A 17,418-nucleotide genomic window follows, 5' to 3' on the forward strand; every position below is an offset into this window, starting at 1 on the left:
ATCACTCGAGGAGCGGTCGCTCCTGCCCGGCGAGCCGGGCCTCCTCGAACAGCACGCGGCCCGCTCGCTCGTAGAGCTCCATCGCCTGGTCGGGGGTGTCGCCGACGGCGGTCATGCCCACGCGGCCGTGCTCGGTGATCGAGCTGATCATGTGGAACACGATCCCGGTCTGTCGCGACTGGTCGAAGTGCAGGCCGTGCCGCGCGACCACGTCGAACAGGTCGCCGATCGAGAGCGCGCGCAGCTCCTCGCCCTCGAGGTGGTCGGTGGCCACGAGGTGCTTCTCGGCGCCCTCGGGCGTGAGGAACCGGCCCGTCTCCGCGTCGTACCGTCCGTCGGTCAGGAACTGCAGGGTGAGGAACGGGTGCGTCGTGCCGCCCTTGCGGAGGTTGAGCTCGATCGCGTACGCCGACCATCCGCCCGCGGCATCCCGCATCGTGACGAAGTCGACCGCGAACCGCCCGAGCACGCCCGCGGCGGCCAGCCGCTCGCCGATCGCGGTCGCCGGCTCGCTGATGAGGCGCGAGTAGGCCGGATCGGCCGGGAAGACGCAGCCCAGGTAGCTCTGCCCGCTCGCCCCGCCGAGCAGCTGGTCGTGCGTCGACAGGAGCTCGACCGTGCCGTCGGGCAGCGAGCGCAGCTGCACGCTCGGGCTCAGCAGCTCCTCGCCCACGATGCGCTCCTCGACGATGCCGCCGTCGGACTCGAGCTTCGCCACGTAGGCCGGGAACGGCACGTCCTGCGCCTCGAGCTGCATGCCGTCGACGCGCTCGGCGATCGCCGAGCGCCGCTCCGACGCCGGCAGCCCGCCGACGCCGCCGAGGTCGACGAGCGCGTTGCCGGCTCCCGAGACGCCGTCGTTGAGCTTCACGATGACCTGGCCGATGGTCGGCCGCGCGTCGAGCAGCCCGCCGATCGCGTCGACCACCTCGTCGAGGCCGTGCAGGTCCTCGGCACCGAGCGGATACGGCACGCCGACCTCGCCGAAGAGCCGACGGCATCCGGTCTTGGTGCCGAGGTCGGCCAGCCGGGGGTCGGAGCCGTACATCGGGATGCCGAGCGTGAGCGCGAGGTCGCGCTCGAGCTCGGTCGTGTTGTACGGGATGAGGTGGCTGCGGCCGCGGTTCGGGATGAGACCCGCGATCTTCTCGAGCAGCCTCGGGCGCTCGAGCAGCTTCACGCTGAGCGGTCGCGGCGACGCGTCGCCCACCGAAACCATCGTGAGCCGGGCGTGCGCATGGCTCGGGATGACGCCCGGCAGGAGCGCGAGGTAGTACTCGATGATCCGCGGGTCGATGGGCATCGACGAGACGTAGATCATGCGGAGCCGCGGCTGGCGGAGCAGGAGCAGCAGGAAGAGGAACCGCTCCTCGAACGCCTGCCCCATGCTGCCGCTGCCGCTCCCCGGGACCGCCCGGCTCAACGTCACCGACGGGATGACGACGACGGACTCGTCCTCGAGCCCCAGTCGCATCGCGTCCCACACCGACGGCATCCGGCCCTGCAGCCGATCGAAGCGCAGGTTCCGGGCGTCCTCGTCCAGCTCGGAGAGCGTCGTCGTCGTCGGGTCGGCCCTCGTCGCGTCATCCACCGTGGTCATGTCCCCACCTCCGCCTTCGGCTCGTCGATGCCCGTGATGGCGAACGCCCGCACCGGCCGGCTGAAGCCGCGCAGGTCGAGCTCGCCGACCGGCTCGCCCGTGGCCAGTCCCTCGGCCGCCGAGTACACGCGCTGGGCGACGAGGATCTGCCCGGCCTCCGCCACGGCGCACAGCCGGGCGGCCAGGTTCGTGACGCTGCCGATCGCGGCGTAGTCGAAGCGCCCCTCGAAGCCGATGCGGCCGAGGGTCGCGTAGCCCTGGGCGATCCCGATGCCGAAGCCGAGGTCGTTGCCCCGACGGCTCCATCCGTGGGCGAGCTCGGCGACGCGCTCGCGCATGGCGACCGCCATCGCCACCGCCCGCTCTGCCGGATCGTCGACCGGGAGCGGGTCGTTGAAGAACACCATGAGCCCGTCGCCCGTGAACCGCTCGAGCGTGCCCTCGAACCGGTAGATCAGCTCGCCGAGCGCGTGGTGGTACTCGGCGAGCACGCCCATGACCTCCTCGGGCTCGCTCGCCTCGGCGAACGAGGTGAAGCCCCTGAGGTCGCAGAACACCACGACGATCTCGCGCCGGTGGCTGGCGAGCACGCCCTCCTCGCCCGAATCGAGCACGACGTCGACGAGTTGCGGCGACAGGAAGCGGCGGAGTCGGTTGACGCGCTCGAGCTCGGCGACCTGCGCGTCCACGCGGGCCTCGAGCTCGACGTTCCACGCCGCGAGCTCCTCGGCCTGCCGCTCGATGGTGTCGTGGTAGCGCTTGATGCGGGCGAGCGACGCGACGCGGGCGAGGAGCTCGCCCTGGTCGAACGGCTTGCTCACGAAGTCGTCGGCGCCGGCTTCGATGGCACGGACCTTCTCCTGCTCGCCGCTCGCCGTGATCATCACGACCGGCAGGTAGGCGAACGCCTCGCTGGCCCGGATGCGGCGGCACACCTCGTAGCCGTCGAGGCCGGGCATCACGATGTCGAGCAGCACGAGGTCGGCGCCGGCCGTCGGCAGCATCGCGAGCGCCTCCTCTCCCGAGGACGCCGTGAGCACCCGGTAGCCGCGCGGGCTCAGGACCGCGTCGAGCAGCCGGAGGTTCTGGGGCAGGTCGTCCACCGCGAGGATGGTGACCTCGTCACTGGCCATCGGTCCGTCCGTTGTGCAGGAAGGCGTCCACCTGAGCGGGCAGCGCCCGCACGCTGATGGGCTTGCCGAGGTACCCGTCGAAGCCCTCGCGGGCGGTGCGCTCCCGGTCCTCCTGCATGGCGAACGCGGTGACCGCAACCACGGGCACCGAGCCGAGCCGGGGATCCTGCCGCAGGAGGCGCAGCGCCTCGTACCCGTCGATGCCGGGCAGCTGCAGGTCCATGAGCACGAGGTCGGGCGAGCAGGTGCCCGCGAGCTCCACGCCCTCCTCGCCGCTGTGCGCCTCGACCACGTCGTACTCGAAGGCCGTTAGCACGTCGCGCACGAGCTTGAGGTTCAGCGGGTTGTCCTCGACGACGAGGATGCGTCGTCCGGGCATCATCCCGTCTCCTCCGGCGCCTGCGCAGGTCGCCCGTCGCGCCCCGAGAGCGAACCCGAGTGCACCGCGCCGACCCGCCGGAGCGCACCGACGAGCTCCTCGCGGCCGACGGGCTTCACGAGGTAGTCCGACGCGCCGAGGGTGATGCCGCGCGAGCGCTCGTCGAGGATCGACACGATGATCACGGGGACCGCGCTCATCGCCTCGTCCTCGCGCACGCGCGTGAGCACCTGCCAGCCGTCGAGTCCCGGCATCCGGATGTCGAGCACCACCGCGGCCGGCCCATGGACCCGGATCAGCTCGAGGCCCTCCTCGCCATCGCGCGCGTGCACCACCTGCACCCCGAGCCCGTCGAGGTACGCGGTCATGAGGTCGAGCGACGCGCGGTCGTCGTCGATCACGACCACGACCGGGAGGTTCGCGTGGTCGGCGGACGGGGGTGCGGTCTCGACGACGGGTCCGTCGAGGGGGAGGGTGAAGCCGAACGTGCTGCCGCGCCCGACCTCCGACTCGAGCCACATCCGACCGCCGAGCAGCGAGACGATGCGCCGGCACAGCGTGAGGCCGAGGCCGGTCCCCTCCTCGCGCTGCGTGCCGCGTCCGCCCTGCTGGAACGACTCGAAGATGCGCTCGCGGTCCTCGGCGGGGATGCCGTCGCCGTCGTCGGTCACGGTCACGGCGAGCTCGTCGCCGTCGCGACGGGCGACCACCGCGATGCGGCCGCCGTCGGGGGTGAACTTCACCGCGTTGCTCAGCAGGTTGAGGAGCACCTGCTTGACGCGCAGCTCGTCGGAGTCGATCACGTCGACGGTCGGGTCGACCTCGAGGGTCAGCGTCAGCCCGTGCATCGCCGCGCGCTCGCGCACCATCGAGATGCCGTACTCCATGGCCGACGACACCGAGAACGTCGACGGCGCGAGCTCCATCCGCCCCGCCTCGACCTTCGAGAGGTCGAGGATGTCGTTGAGCAGGTTGAGCAAGTGCCGGCCCGAGCTCAGGATGTCTCGGAGGTACTCGTCCTGGCGGTCGTTGAGCTCGCCGAACATCCGCTCCAGCAGCACCTCCGAGAAGCCGATCACCGCGTTGAGCGGCGTGCGGAGCTCGTGCGACATGCTCGCGAGGAACTCGGACTTGTGCTGGCTCACGACCTCGAGCTCGGCGGTCTTCGTCTCGAGCTCGCGGAAGAGCCGCGCGTTCCAGACCGCGAGCGCCGACTGGCTCGCGAACGTCTCGAGGAACTCGATCGTCTCGTTCGAGAACCCGCCCGTGCGCTTGCGGCGCACGACGAGCGCGCCGATGATCTGCGCGCCGCGGAGCACCGGCACGGTGAGCACCGACCGCCAGCCGTCGTCGTGCAGGAGCTGCAGGTGCGGGTCGAGCTCGACGGTGTCGAGGTCCGCGACCGACATCGGGTGGCCCTCGAGCGCCGCGCGGCCGACGAGCGTGGTCTCGACGTCGATGCGGATGCCGCGGAGCTTGCGCAGGAGCTCGGCGCTCGACGCGTAGGCGCTCCGCACCGAGAAGCTCCGGTCCTCGGGGATGTACTCCATGATGGAGCCGCCGTCGCAGCCGGCGAACCGCACGGCGTTCATGATGATGTTCGAGAGCACCTCGTCGAGCACGAGGCTCGAGCTCACGGCCGCGCCGACCTCGCTGAGCGCCTCGAGCTGCTCGATCCGCCGGGCGAGCTCGGCGCCGCGAGCCTCGAGGGCGCGCACCAGGTGCACGTTGCGCACGACGACGGCGGCCTGCGCCGCGAACGCCTCGAGCAGGGCGATGGCTCGCTTGTCGAACGGGGCGACCTCGGTGCGCCACAGCGAGAGCGCGCCGACGACCTCGCCGTCGAGGAGCATCGGCGCCGAGATGAGCGTCCGGAAGCCGCCGATCTGCTGCACGTCCTGGCGGCCGTACTGCGGGTCGCTCAGCACATCGGCGATCTGCTGCACCTCGCGATCGAGCGTCACCCGGCCGATCAGGGTGCGGCGGTCGCGCTGCAGCGGGTGCGTCTCCACGTAGTCGACGAACTCGTCGGAGAGTCCCACCGACGACGAGAGGACGAAGTAGTCGCCCTCGATCAGGTAGACCTGCGCCGCTTCGCACCGGCACAGGCGTCGCGCGCTCTCCACGACCGTGTCGAGCACCGCATCGGGGTCGGAGGAGGATCTGCCGAGCGCGGTGAGCACCTCGTTCGTCGCCGCGAACTGCTCGGTGGCGTCGGTGTAGTCGCGCTGGAGGCGTTCGAAGTCCTCCTCGCTGATGCTGCTGCGACCCCGCTCGCTCATGATGTCCTCTCCTTCTCTGGAGAGAGTTCGCACGAACGCGACTTCAGCCGTATTCTCCACCCGCCGGAACGGGGGCTGCAATCACCTCGTTCGCGTGACAGCGAGGAATCGGTCGAGGTCGGCGACGCGTCAGCGGCTCGCGTCCTCCTGGTCGTGCTCCTCGATGTCGCGGCCGAGGTCGTCCTCGATGAGCAGGTCGCGGCGCACGTGGTCGGTGCGGTACGCCGACCGTCCGAGCATGTGCGCGGTCATCGGCTGCGTGAGCAGCTGGAACGTCATGACGAGCACGATGGTCGTGAGCACGCCCCACGTCGGCACCTGCAGGAGGATCGCGACCAGCACGGCGGCGAGTCCCAGCACCTGCGGCTTCGTCGCGGCGTGCAGGCGGGTGAGCACGTCGGGGAACCGCACGATGCCGATGCCGGCCGCCATGGAGAGGAAGGCGCTCACCAGGATGAGCACGCCGACCACGATCTCGGCGGCGCTCACGAGGCATCCTGCTTCGCCATGAACCGGGCGATGGAGATCGACCCGACGACCGCGAACATCGCGAGGATGAGCATCACCACGAGGGTGTCGGTGTGCTTGTTGATCGCCATCTCCGCGCCGAGCGCGCAGATCGCGATCGCCAGCAGCACGTCGGTCGCGAGCGCCCGGTCGAGGATCGACGGCCCGCGGATGATGCGGTACACGGCCGCGAGCGCGCCGATGCCGAACATGACGCCCGCGACGATGCTGACGAACGTGAGGAAGGTCATCGTGGGTCCTCCTTCGTGTGGTCCGCGGTCTCGTGGGGGTCGACCTCGCGCAGCTCCTCGGGCGTCGGCTCGGACGCCTGCAGTCCAGTCCGCCGCGCGCGCTGCGCCTCGCGCACCGCGACCGCCTGCGCGTGCGTGCCGATCGCGAGCACGATGCGCTCCTCGGTGCCGAGCACGCCGCGCTTGGTGCGCTCGATGTCGGCCTCGGTGCGCGTGCCCAGCGCGTGCAGGTAGAGCAGGCCTCGCTCGCGGTCGATGTCGACGACGACGGTGCCCGGCACGACCGAGATCGCCTCGGCGGTGAGCGTGGTGACCAGGTCGGAGCGGGTGAGCAGCTGCACGGCGATGATCGAGTTCATCGGCTTCCAGCGCGGGTTCAGGGCGAGGAAGGCGACCTGCAGCGACGCGACGACGACGTCGAAGATCATGCGCAGGCCCAGCAGGAGGCCGCGCCACGGGTTGAATCGGCCGCTCAGCAGCACGGGCGGCAGGTAGAGCACGCGCGTGACGGCGATCGCCAGGACGACGCCCGTGACGACCGTGAGCGTGTCGACGTGGTCCCAGAGGAAGAGCCAGAGCGCGACGAGCCCGATGAGCAGCGGCAGCTGCCGCCACACCGAGCGCCAGCGCGACACCTCGAGCTCGGGCCGGGTCATCGGATGCCTCCCGGGAACACGAGCGAGACGTACGCCTCGGGGTTCACGAGGTCGAGCGACGCGCGGTCGGTGAGCTCGAAGAGCGGACCGGCGAACACCGTGAGCAGGACCGTGACCACGGCGAGCGTCGTCGTCGCCGCGACCATGAGCTTGGGCGTGGTGCGCGTCGCGGTGACGGTCGCGCCCTCTGGCGCCTCCTGCACCGATCCGAGCAGCGCCGACTCGTAGCCCTCGAGCTCGTCGCGTCCGCGCCAGAACGCCATGTTCCAGAACCGCGTCAGGGCGTAGAGCGTGATGAGCGAGGTGGCGGCGCCCGCGCCGATCACGGCCCAGGTGAGCCACGCCGTGCCCGCGGCATCCGGTGCGCCCGCCTGCTCGGCCCCGGCCAGGAACAGGCCCGCCTTGCCGAGGAAGCCCGAGAACGGCGGGATGCCGCCGAGGTTCAGCGCCGGGATGAAGAACAGGACCGCGAGCAGCGGCGACGCCTTCAGCAGCCCGGCGAGCCGGTTGATGGAGGTCGCGCCGCCGAAGCGCTCGATGAGTCCGGTGGTGAGGAACAGCGTCGTCTGCACGGTGATGTGGTGCACGACGTAGTAGATCGTCGACGCGAGGCCGAGCTGCGTGCCCACGGCGATGCCGAAGATCATGTAGCCGATGTGGCTCACGAGCGTGAACGACAGGAGTCGCTTGATGTCGGCCTGCGTGAGCGCGCCGAGGATGCCGATGAGCATCGTCAGCCCGCCGACCACCATGAGCAGCAGCGTGAGGTCGCTCTCGGTGAAGATCACGGTCTCGGTGCGGATGATCGCGTAGACGCCGACCTTCGTGAGCAGGCCGGCGAACACGGCGGTGACCGGAGCGGGCGCGGTCGGGTATGAGTCGGGGAGCCAGAACGACAGCGGGAAGACCGCGGCCTTGATGCCGAACGCGATGAGCAGCAGCAGGTGCAGGATGAGCTGCACGCCGTCGGGGAGCTCCGCGAGCCGCACCGAGAGCTGCGCGATGTTCACCGTGCCGGTCGCGCCGTAGATGAGCGCGATCGCCGAGAGGAAGAACAGCGACGAGACGAGGCTCACGATGATGTACGTGACGCCCGCGCGGATGCGCTCGCCCGTGCCGCCGAGCGTGAGCAGCACGTAGCTCGCCGAGAGCAGGATCTCGAACCCGACGTAGAGGTTGAACAGGTCGCCGGCGATGAACGCGTTGAACACGCCCGCCGACAGGATGAGGTAGCTCGGGTGGAAGATCGACACCGGCGTCTCGCGGTGGCGGTCGGCCACGCCCTGCCCGACGGCGTACACGAGCACGACGAGCAGCACGATCGCCGAGATGAGCAGCATGATAGCCGACAGGCGGTCGACGACCAGCACGATGCCGTAGGGCGCCGGCCATGCCCCGACCGAGACGACGGTCGGCTCGCCCGCGTCGACGGCGCCGAGCAGCACCGCGGCGATCACCACGACGCCGCCGAGCACGGTCGCGCTCACGGCCATCTGCGCTCGGCGGTGGCGGCCGAGGATGAGCGCGGTCGCGGCTCCGAGCAGGGGCAGCAGCACGACGAGCGGCACGAGCACGGCGGTCATCGGTCACCACCTCCGTCGTTGCGGTCGCGAGCGGATGCCTCGAGCTCGAGTTCCTCCTCGAGGGCCTCGTCGGGCTCCTCGTCGCTCGCGTCGATGATCTCCTGGATGGCCGCGTCGTCGGCCGCGGAGCTGCGGATGAGGTCGGCGGCCTCCTCGGCGTCCTGCACGTCCTCCTCCTCGTCGTCGATGAGGTCGCCCTTCGTGCCGAGCTGGGCGAGCCACCACGACCGGTAGATGAGCGCGAGCATGAACGCGGTGATGCCGAGGTTGATGACGATCGCCGTCAGCACGAAGGCCTGCGGCAGCGGGTCGGAGATCTCGTCGGGGTCGACGCCCTCGCCGAGGATGGGCGCGAGGCCCGGCGCGCCGCTCATGAGGTAGATGAGGATGTTCACCGAGTTGCCGACGAGCAGGAAGCCGATGAGCACTCGCGTGAGGCTGCGCTCGAGCATGATCGAGATGCCCGCGCCGAACAGCACGGCCATGAGCACCACGAGCGTGAGCGAGGCGGTCATCGGCGGGCCTCCTCGGGCGCCGTGGTGAGCGGGGTCTCGAGTTCGGCATCGACGTGCTCGGGGCGCTCGGCGAGCTCGGGGCCCTCGCCCTGCTCGAGGTCGGCGCCGGCCGCCGCGCCGCCGCGATCGAGGTCGCCGCCCTCCTCGCTCTCGTCGCCGGCCAGCTCCTCCTGCCGGTCGACCTCGCCGCCGAGCGAGCGGAGGATGTCGAGCACGAGCCCGACGACCACGAGGTAGACGCCGATGTCGAACAGCGTGGAGGTGCCGATCGAGATGGTGCCGATGATGGGCAGGTCGGCCTCGAACCAGGCCGACTCGAGCGGGGCGGTGCCGAAGGTGAGCGAGCCGGCCGCCGTGCCCGCCGCGAGCAGCAGGCCCGTGCCGAGCAGGCGCCCGGCGTCGACCGGGGCCGCCTCGCCGAGCTCGTACCGCCCGCCGGCGAGGTAGCGCGCGACGAGGGCGAGGCCGGCGAGCAGTCCGCCCGCGAAGCCGCCGCCCGGCGCGTTGTGGCCGACGAACAGCAGGTAGACCGACACGATGATCGCGGGGTGGAACAGCAGCCGCACGAGCACCTCGATGAGGATCGAGCGGTTGCGCGGCGACAGCGTGCGGCCGGCGAGGAGCCAGGTCTGCCGGGTCGATGCGGCCTCGGCCGCGGCATCCGTCTCGCCCTCGGTGTCGGCGAGGCTCGTGCGCGGGGCGCGGATGCTCGACGCGGGCTCTGGCACCGGCCGCAGGCGCTGCCGCCGGTCGACGGGCACGTCGAGCTCGGCCAAGTCGAGCCGCGGTGCGCCGCCCGTTCGGCCCGAGACGAAGATGAGGCTCGCGACGCCCGTGGCGACCGCGACCAGCACCGAGATCTCGCCGAGCGTGTCCCAGGCGCGGATGTCGACGAGCATGACGTTCACGATGTTCTCGCCGTGCGCCTCGATCGCGAGCGCCGGCAGCCCCTCGGCGATGGTCGGCTCGATGCGGGCGCCCAGCGCGACCAGGCCGATGACGCCCATCACGATCCCGGCGAGCGCCCCGATGATGCCGCGCGCGACCTTGTGCACGGGCGGGTTGCGCTGCGCGATCTGCCGGGGAAGGCGGCGCAGTACGAGCACGAACACCACGAGCACGATCGTCTCGACGAGCGCCTGCGTGAGCGCGAGGTCGGGCGCGCCTGACATGCCGAACAGCAGCACGAGCCCGTAGCCCGTGACGCTCACGAGCAGCACCGCCGTCATCCGCTGCCTCACCGTGGCGGCCGCCAGGCCCGCGATGGCCATGACGAACGCGAGGAACGGCTGCGCCGGGTAGTCCCAGAGCCGGATGCCGTCGGGCCAGGTCGTGTTCATGACGGATGCCGCGCCGAGCCCGCCGATGAACACCGTCACGATGATCGCGAGGTAGCCGGGCAGCCCGCGGTGCTGGATCGCGGTCGTCACGGCCGCGGCGACGCGGTCGACGACGGAGACGATGCCGAGGTAGCCGCGCGCCGAGTCGACCATCGGGGTGACGGCCGCCTGCAGTCTGGCGACGCGCACGCGACCCCAGACGAGCAGCGCGCCGAGCGCGAACACGGCGAGCGAGATCCAGAGCGCGGGCTCGAGTCCGTGCCACAGCGCGAGGTGGTAGTCGTCCGGGCCGGGCAGCTCATCCGCGTAGGCGGCGAGGAGCGGCTCGATCGCCGGGATCGCGAAGGCCGCGACGAGGCTCGCCGCCGACAGGATGCCGGGGGCCAGGCCGATGAGCGGCGACTCCGCGTGCAGGGGCGTCGGCTCGAGGTCGGGGCGCGTCCAGAACGCGCCCCACACGAAGCGCACCGAGTACGCGACGGTGAGCACCGAGCCGAGGAACGCGCCGACGAGGGCGACCCACGCCCACGACTCGCCGGCGGCCGCGGCCTCGAGGAACGCCGTGAACACGGCCTCCTTCGCGACGAATCCGAGCAGCGGCGGCAGGCCCGCCATCGACGCCGCGGCGACGATCGCGATGGTCGCGATCACGGGCATCCGTCGACCGAGACCGGAGAGCTTGCGCCAGTCGCGCGTGCCGGCGGCGTGGTCGACGATGCCGACCACGAGGAACAGGGCTGCCTTGAAGAGCGCGTGCGCGAGCAGCAGCGCGACGCCCGCGAGGGCCGCGTCGCGCGTGCCGTACCCGGTGACGAGCACGAGGAAGCCGAGCTGGCTCACCGTGCCGTACGCGAGCAGGAGCTTGAGGTCGTACTGGCGCAGCGCGCGCCAGCCGCCGACGAGCATCGTGAGCACGCCGAGCCCGATGACGATCGGATGCCACACGTCGAGGTCGGCGTACCCGGGGGCCATGCGCGCGACCAGGTACACGCCCGCCTTCACCATCGCCGCGGCGTGCAGGTACGCCGACACCGGCGTGGGAGCGGCCATGGCCGCGGGGAGCCAGAAGTGGAACGGCACGAGCGCGCTCTTGGAGATCGCGCCGACGAGCACGAGGGCGATGCCCCACTCGCCGGCCGCGCCGGTCACCGGGTTCGCGATGAGCTCGGAGAGCGAGGTCGTGCCGCCCGCGACCACGAGCAGCACGAGGCCGACGAGCATGGCGAGGCCGCCGAAGGTCGTCACGGTGAGCGCCTGCAGGGCGGCACCGCGGCTCTCCTTGCGGCCGGTGTAGTGGCCGATGAGGAGGTACGAGAGCACGCTCGTCGCCTCCCAGAAGACGAAGAGCAGGAACACGTCGTCGGCGGTGACGAGGCCGAGCATCACGCCCGCGAAGGCGAGGAGGAGCGCCGCGAACCGGCCGAGGGCGGGCTCGTCGTCGCGGAAGTAGTGCGTGCAGTAGAGCAGGACGAGCGCGCCCACGCCCGTGACGATGAGGGCGAGCAGGAGCGCGAGCGCGTCGAGTCGGAAGGACAGCGCGATGCCGAGCTGCGGGATCCAGGGCACGACCTCGACGACCGGACGGCCCGCGACGACGCCGGGCAGCCAGGCGAGCAGCAGGACGAAGACGGCGGCGGGGACGAGGGCGATGATCGGGAAGATGCGCCGGCCCAGGAGCCTCGTGGCGAGCGGCGTTAGGAGGGCGACGACGCCGAAGGCGACGAGGCTGGTGATCATCCGACCTCCCAGCACTCGCGCAACATCCCGTCCGAGCAGTCTATCGGAGTTCGACGATTGTTTAGGTCGCTTTATCGGTGCTTCATAAAGCGTGCAAAACCTCCTAAGCTACGGGTCGTGGACGCCGTCAGCAATCCGTACACGCCCAACGCCGGGGCCGCTCCAGAGATCGTGGTCGGCCGCGACGACCTCCTCGAGGCCTTCACCGTGCTGCTCCAGCGCCTCGAGCGGAGTCGCACCGAGCAGTCGATGATCATCACGGGGCTCCGGGGCGTCGGCAAGACCGTCCTCCTCGGCAAGTTCGGCGAGATCGCGCGTCGTGCGGGCTGGGAGGTGGTCGAGCTCGAGGCGAGCAAGCACGACGACACGCGCTTCCGCCAGGCGATGTTCTCGCAGCTCAAGGCCGCCCTGCTCCGGCTCTCGCCGCGGGCGCGATGGACGGATCGCGCCAGACGCGCAGCGGAGGTGCTGAGCGCCTTCGCGGTCTCCGTCGACCAGAAGGGCACGTTCAGCGTCTCCTGGGACGTGCCCGCTGCGGAGGGCGCCGGCGACCACGGCGATCTCTCGATGGACCTGACCGACGTGTTCGTCGCCCTGGGAGAGGCGGCCGAGGAGCAGGAACGCGGCGTCGCCCTCCTCATCGACGAGGTCCAGTTCCTCGGGCGGAGCCAGCTCGAGGCGCTCATCCAGGCCGTGCACAAGACCGTGCAGCGCCGGCTGCCCATCACCTTCGTCGGCGCGGGCCTGCCCCAGATCGCGGAGCTGGCCGGCGACGCGAAGAGCTACGCGGAACGGCTGTTCACGTTCCCGACGGTCGGGTCGCTCGACGACGAGGACGCGGCGAAGGCCCTGGTCGAGCCCGCCCTCGTCGAGGGCGTGACCTTCGACGACGACGCGGTGCAGCTCGCGATCCGCATCACCCAGGGGTACCCGTACTTCATCCAGGAGCTCGGCTACCAGGTCTGGGGCGTCGCGACCGAGCACCGCGTCCGTCGCGCCGACGTGGCGACCGCCCGCGAGGCGTACGAGGCCAAGCTCGACGGCTCGTTCTTCCGGGTGCGACTCGATCGGGCCACGCCGCTGCAGACCTCCTACCTGCGTGCGATGGCCGAGCTCGGCTCCAAGCCGCAGAAGGCATCGGATGTCGCGAGGGTCATGGGTCGCGAATCGACCCAGGTCGGGCCGACCCGGGCCGAGCTGATCGACATGGGCCTCCTGTACACGCCCGAGCACGGATACGCCGCGTTCACCGTTCCCGACTTCGACGCCTTCATGCTGCGGGCCGTCCCCGAGCTCCACGTGCCCGAGATCCAGAAGCGCAAGCGGAGGGACGACTGATGACCCTGCCGATCCTCATCACCGTCGACGACCTCGCCCGGCGCCTCGACGACGAGCGGGCCGGGAAAGCCGACACCCGCACGGTCGTACTCGACGTGCGGTGGTCGCTCACCGTGCCCGACGGTCGTCCTGCATTCCTCGACGGGCATGTCCCCGGGGCCGTCTACGTCGACCTCGACCACGAGCTCGCCGACCATTCGGTCGAGGGGCGCGGGCGGCATCCGCTGCCGTCGGAGGCGGCGTTCACCGAGGCCATGCGTGCCTGGGGATTGCGCGACGGCGACACCGCCGTGGTGATGGACGACCTCGGCAACCAGTCCGCGGCGCGGGCGTGGTGGCTGCTGCGCCACGCCGGGTTCGGCGACGTGCGGATGCTCGACGGCGGGCTCGGCGCCTGGATCGCGGCGGGGCATCCGCTCGAACAGGGACCGACGGCCGTGGAACGGGGCGACGCCACCGCGCACTTCGGTGCGATGCGCGTGATCGACGCCGACGGCGTGGCCGTGCTGCCCGCGACCGGGGTCGTGCTCGACTCGCGAGCGGGCGCACGCTACCGCGGTGAGGTCGAGCCCATCGACCCGCGGGCCGGCCACGTGCCCGGTGCGCTCTCCCTGCCGACCGCGGAGAACCTGGACGCCGACGGGCGCTTCCTCGCGCCCGAGGAGCTGCGAGCGAAGTATGCCGCGCTCGGCATCCAGCCGGACACATCGACGGCGACCTACTGCGGCTCGGGCATCACCGCGGCGCACCAGGTCGCGGCGCTCGCGCTCGCGGGTGTCGACGCCGCGCTCTTCCCCGGGTCGTGGAGCCAGTGGTCGAACGAGCCCGGGCGCCCCGTCGCGACGGGTGCCGAGCCCGGCGGTGCCACGGACTGATGCTCGCTCGTGGACCGTTCAGGGACCGCTGGGCAGTTCGAGGAACTCGAAGACGTAGATCGAGGCACCGTCCAGCATGAGGTGCGGGTGGTCCTCGAGGCTCGAACGCAGCGCGTCGGAGGAGTCCGCCTCCATGATCGAGTACCCGCCGACGAACTTGCCGGCCGACTCCGGACCGGCGTTCGCGTGGCCGACCTGGCCGGCCGACGCGACCGGCGACCCGAAATCGACGAGTGCGGCTCCGGCCCGGCCGGCCCAAGCGTTCCAGGCCTCCATGCCCGCCGCGCCCTCCTCGGGCGTGGCGTTCGCCATCTGGTCCTGCGGCGAGACCGGGGACATGTAGAGCAGTAGGTACTTGGACATGGTGCTCACCTCATTGAGCGATTTCACTGATATTTTGATGGAGATCAAAATACTCCCTCGTCCACCGCGCGACAAGGACGAACCGTGACCGACTCCCCCCGACCGGCCCAGCGGGTCGCAGAGACCTCGCTGCAGGCGATCGTCGATGCGCTGTCGTCGCCCGTTCGCCGGGAGATCCTCTGGCTGGTCTGGGACGCGGAGCGGACCGCCGGCGAGATCGCCGCGTCCTTCGACCTCACCGCCGGCACGATCTCCAGCCACCTCGCCGCATTGCGGGCCGCCGGGCTCCTCGCGCAACGCCGCGACGGCACGTTCCGGTGGTACCGCGCCGACCGCGCGGCGATGAGAGCGGTGCTGCCGCTGCTGGGCTCCGCAGATGACAAGTGGAACGTGGCGGACGACATCCCCGAGGGTGCGCTCGCGCGAGCCGGCGTCGAGCAGTGGGTGACGGTCGCGGTGGATGTGCCGTTGGCGAGGGAACACGCGTTCGCGTCGTTCGTCGACGGGGCGAGGTTCTCGGACTTCCTCGGCGTGCCCGTGTCGATCGAGGACGGCCGCTTCTCGACCCGCCTCGAATGGGGCACGGTGGTGCGTGGTCGGTACGAGGTCGTCGCGCCGCCCGACCTCATCGCCATGCGCTGGGACTTCGACGACGAGGCGGTTCCGGTTCCCGGCCGCCAGCTCGTCGGGTACCTGCGCTTCAGACCCGAGCGCAATGGATGCCGCATCGAGGTGCACCAGGAGGCGCTCGACGCGGGACAGGCGCAGTTCCTCTCGGTCGCATGGTCGCTGGTGCTGGGGCGGCTGGTCGAGCACGTCGGCCGTGGCGGCGGTGTCCACCGGCGGCGATCCTCCCGCCCGAAGCACACCGGCTCGGATCCTGCGCCCGGCCGCTGAGCTCTCGGGCGATGACCCGCCCAGGAGTCACTCGGGGCGTCGGCCCACCGCGATGAGCGTCGTGGCGTCGACGGCTCGGACGTCCGCCTCGGCGATCGCCGCGAGGTACCGCTCACGCACCGCGTCGAGCTCGGCTCCGTCGAGCCCCTCGATCACCCCATGCAGACCGGTGCCCTGCACGAGGAGCCAGGCGAGCTCGGGGGTGAGGTCGACGTGCCGTTGCACCGCCTCGGCCCTCACGTCGACGAGGCCGACCTCGGTCAGCCAGTGCGCGAGGCTCCCGGCCGTGTTCGCCGCGCTGACGGTGTGCGGAGGCTCGGCGACCCCGTCCGGTTCCGAGTCCGGACGCTCGTCGGCATCCCCGTCGGGCTCGGCCGCGGCTGATCCGCCGATCGCAGCGGCGAGGAACTCGGGCAGCGGATCCAGCGAGTCCCGTGCCCAGACCGCGACGGCGACGCGGCCGCCGGGTCGTGCACGCTCGACGAGGTGGCGGGTCCCCGCCTCGACGTCGTCGAACGCGGCGACGCCCAGGACGCACTGCACGAGGTCGTACCCGGCCGGCTCCCACCCGGCCGGATCGGCGACGTGCAGCTGCAGTTGCGGCATCCGCTCGCCCGCCCGTTCGCGGGCCAGCGACACCAGCGACTCGGACGGCTCGACGGCGTCGACCAGCCCGCCGATGCCGACGAGCTCGGCGGTCGGCAGGGCGGATGCCCCGTCGCGGGCGTACGCGTCGAGCACGCGTTCGTCGAACTGCGGATGCGACCGCAGCAGCACGGCCGTCGAGATCGTGTTCCAGAGCACCTCGTCGAGTCCGGCGACGGAGTCGGCCGTCCCGGCGAACTCCCCCGCGGAATCGGGTACGGTCGTCGTGTCCCCCATCTGCCCATTCTCGTCCTGATCCGGCGGAAATCCGAAGTCTCAGGCAATCGAGAGCCGCACCGGGCAGACTGGCAGTTCGCGTTCCCGATCGAAACGAGAATCCCCGTCATGAACCGTGCCCTGCGCCGCGCTGCGCCCGTCGCACTCTTCTCCGCCGCCGCGCTCGTCCTCGCGGGCTGCGCCGCCGGCTCCGGACCCGAGACCACGACCCCGGCCGGCGCCGACTGCATGGACGTGTCGTCCGGCTCGCTCAGCGACAGCGTGCAGGTCGAAGGCGACTTCGGCACCGCGCCGACGGCGACGTTCACGACGCCCCTCGAGGCCGACGAGCTCGAGCGCACGGTCGTCATCGAGGGCGACGGCGAGGTCACGCAGGCGGGCGACGACGTCAACGCCATCGTGAGCGCGTTCTCGGGCACGACCGGCCAGCAGGCCTTCTCGCAGCCGGCCACGATCAAGGCGGGCGACGACAGCGTGTTCGAGGCGTTCCTCGCGGGCATCGACTGCGTGCCCACCGGCTCGCGCACCGTCACGGTCGCGCCGGCGTCGACGCTCTACGGCGACCAGGGCAACGAGACCATCGGCATCGCCCCGAACGAGACGGTCGTCATCGTGGTCGACGTGCAGGAGCCGCTGAAGCCGGCCGAGTGGACCGAGGACGTGCCCGAGGTGGAGTTCGGCGCCGAGGGCGACGTGCCCACGGTGACCCTGCCCGACACGGCCCCGCCCGCCGAGTACCAGCTCAAGGTGCTCGAGGAGGGCGACGGCGCCGAGGTGCAGTCGGGCGACAACGTCACCCTGCACTACCAGGGCACCAGCTGGGACACGGGCGAGGTCTTCGACCAGTCCTACGGCGGCGACCCGGCGCAGTTCACGACCGACGCGGTCATCCAGGGCTTCGGCGCTGCGCTCGTCGGCCAGAAGGTCGGCACGAAGCTGATCGTCTCGATCCCGCCGCAGTACGGCTACGGCACCGACCCGAACGCCGCCGAGCTCGGCGGTCAGACGCTCGTGTTCCTCGTGGAGATCATCGACACCGCGCCCGCCACGGAGCAGGGCCAGTAGGCACCCGGGCGGCCG

The 17,418-nt window shown here is 71.3% G+C and carries 16 protein-coding genes; 4 read left to right on the forward strand and 12 right to left on the reverse strand.

All coding sequences use genetic code 11. The features are described 5' to 3' along the window. Position 1 precedes the first annotated feature (1 nt). The 10 genes from ACWEOH_RS10575 to ACWEOH_RS10620 all read right to left on the reverse strand — a co-directional run bounded on the left by ACWEOH_RS10575 (position 2) and on the right by ACWEOH_RS10620 (position 11,983). On the reverse strand, positions 2-1,600 hold the full coding sequence (locus ACWEOH_RS10575) for a peptide ligase PGM1-related protein (RefSeq protein WP_452030701.1): 1,599 nt from the start codon (positions 1,598-1,600) through the stop codon (positions 2-4). Beyond that, positions 1,597-2,733 carry an adenylate/guanylate cyclase domain-containing protein gene (locus ACWEOH_RS10580; RefSeq protein ID WP_452030703.1) on the reverse strand — a complete coding sequence of 379 codons (1,137 nt, stop codon included), beginning with the start codon at positions 2,731-2,733 and terminating at the stop codon, positions 1,597-1,599. The genes ACWEOH_RS10575 and ACWEOH_RS10580 overlap by 4 nt, the downstream gene beginning before the upstream one ends. Then, positions 2,723-3,115 (reverse strand): response regulator, encoded by a 393-nt coding sequence (locus tag ACWEOH_RS10585; protein ID WP_452030704.1) that lies wholly within the window; start codon positions 3,113-3,115, stop codon positions 2,723-2,725. Before ACWEOH_RS10585 ends, ACWEOH_RS10580 begins: the two co-directional genes overlap by 11 nt. Beyond that, the gene (locus ACWEOH_RS10590; RefSeq protein ID WP_452030706.1) at positions 3,112-5,394 is read right to left on the reverse strand and encodes an ATP-binding protein; all 2,283 of its coding nucleotides are present in this window, start codon (positions 5,392-5,394) and stop codon (positions 3,112-3,114) included. The genes ACWEOH_RS10585 and ACWEOH_RS10590 overlap by 4 nt, the downstream gene beginning before the upstream one ends. Before the next feature lie 129 nt (positions 5,395-5,523). Continuing rightward, positions 5,524-5,883, reverse strand: coding sequence for a monovalent cation/H(+) antiporter subunit G (gene mnhG / locus ACWEOH_RS10595; RefSeq protein WP_452030708.1), 360 nt, complete (start codon positions 5,881-5,883; stop codon positions 5,524-5,526). After that, the gene (locus tag ACWEOH_RS10600) at positions 5,880-6,152 is read right to left on the reverse strand and encodes a monovalent cation/H+ antiporter complex subunit F (protein WP_452030710.1); all 273 of its coding nucleotides are present in this window, start codon (positions 6,150-6,152) and stop codon (positions 5,880-5,882) included. The genes mnhG and ACWEOH_RS10600 overlap by 4 nt, the downstream gene beginning before the upstream one ends. Beyond that, the gene (locus tag ACWEOH_RS10605; protein WP_452030712.1) at positions 6,149-6,808 is read right to left on the reverse strand and encodes a Na+/H+ antiporter subunit E; all 660 of its coding nucleotides are present in this window, start codon (positions 6,806-6,808) and stop codon (positions 6,149-6,151) included. Before ACWEOH_RS10605 ends, ACWEOH_RS10600 begins: the two co-directional genes overlap by 4 nt. After that, positions 6,805-8,391: a Na+/H+ antiporter subunit D gene (locus tag ACWEOH_RS10610; RefSeq protein WP_452030714.1), complete on the reverse strand. Its 1,587-nt coding sequence runs from the start codon at positions 8,389-8,391 to the stop codon at positions 6,805-6,807. Before ACWEOH_RS10610 ends, ACWEOH_RS10605 begins: the two co-directional genes overlap by 4 nt. After that, the gene (locus tag ACWEOH_RS10615; RefSeq protein WP_452030716.1) at positions 8,388-8,906 is read right to left on the reverse strand and encodes a Na(+)/H(+) antiporter subunit C; all 519 of its coding nucleotides are present in this window, start codon (positions 8,904-8,906) and stop codon (positions 8,388-8,390) included. Before ACWEOH_RS10615 ends, ACWEOH_RS10610 begins: the two co-directional genes overlap by 4 nt. Then, positions 8,903-11,983 (reverse strand): Na+/H+ antiporter subunit A, encoded by a 3,081-nt coding sequence (locus ACWEOH_RS10620; RefSeq protein ID WP_452030718.1) that lies wholly within the window; start codon positions 11,981-11,983, stop codon positions 8,903-8,905. The genes ACWEOH_RS10615 and ACWEOH_RS10620 overlap by 4 nt, the downstream gene beginning before the upstream one ends. 117 nt (positions 11,984-12,100) lie before the next feature. Here ACWEOH_RS10620 and ACWEOH_RS10625 point away from each other — a divergent pair, with 117 nt between their 5' ends. After that, positions 12,101-13,321, forward strand: a complete 1,221-nt coding sequence (locus ACWEOH_RS10625) for an AAA family ATPase (RefSeq protein ID WP_452030720.1) — start codon at positions 12,101-12,103, stop codon at positions 13,319-13,321. Beyond that, the gene (locus ACWEOH_RS10630) at positions 13,321-14,196 is read left to right on the forward strand and encodes a sulfurtransferase (protein ID WP_452030722.1); all 876 of its coding nucleotides are present in this window, start codon (positions 13,321-13,323) and stop codon (positions 14,194-14,196) included. Before ACWEOH_RS10625 ends, ACWEOH_RS10630 begins: the two co-directional genes overlap by 1 nt. A gap of 18 nt (positions 14,197-14,214) precedes the next feature. Here ACWEOH_RS10630 and ACWEOH_RS10635 read toward each other — a convergent pair whose 3' ends face one another. Continuing rightward, on the reverse strand, positions 14,215-14,559 hold the full coding sequence (locus ACWEOH_RS10635) for a hypothetical protein (protein WP_452030724.1): 345 nt from the start codon (positions 14,557-14,559) through the stop codon (positions 14,215-14,217). Between the two features lie 84 nt (positions 14,560-14,643). Between ACWEOH_RS10635 and ACWEOH_RS10640 the strand changes: the two genes are divergently transcribed. Next, entirely contained in the window at positions 14,644-15,456 is an 813-nt protein-coding gene (locus tag ACWEOH_RS10640) for a metalloregulator ArsR/SmtB family transcription factor (RefSeq protein WP_452030726.1), read from the forward strand. Between the two features lie 27 nt (positions 15,457-15,483). On the opposite strand, the gene ACWEOH_RS10645 is transcribed toward ACWEOH_RS10640, so the two are convergent. Next, the gene (locus ACWEOH_RS10645; protein ID WP_452030727.1) at positions 15,484-16,338 is read right to left on the reverse strand and encodes a class I SAM-dependent methyltransferase; all 855 of its coding nucleotides are present in this window, start codon (positions 16,336-16,338) and stop codon (positions 15,484-15,486) included. A gap of 108 nt (positions 16,339-16,446) precedes the next feature. Between ACWEOH_RS10645 and ACWEOH_RS10650 the strand changes: the two genes are divergently transcribed. Then, on the forward strand, positions 16,447-17,403 hold the full coding sequence (locus ACWEOH_RS10650; RefSeq protein ID WP_452030729.1) for an FKBP-type peptidyl-prolyl cis-trans isomerase: 957 nt from the start codon (positions 16,447-16,449) through the stop codon (positions 17,401-17,403). Positions 17,404-17,418 lie beyond the last annotated feature (15 nt).

The sequence above is a fragment of the Agromyces sp. NPDC004153 genome (assembly GCF_053603635.1).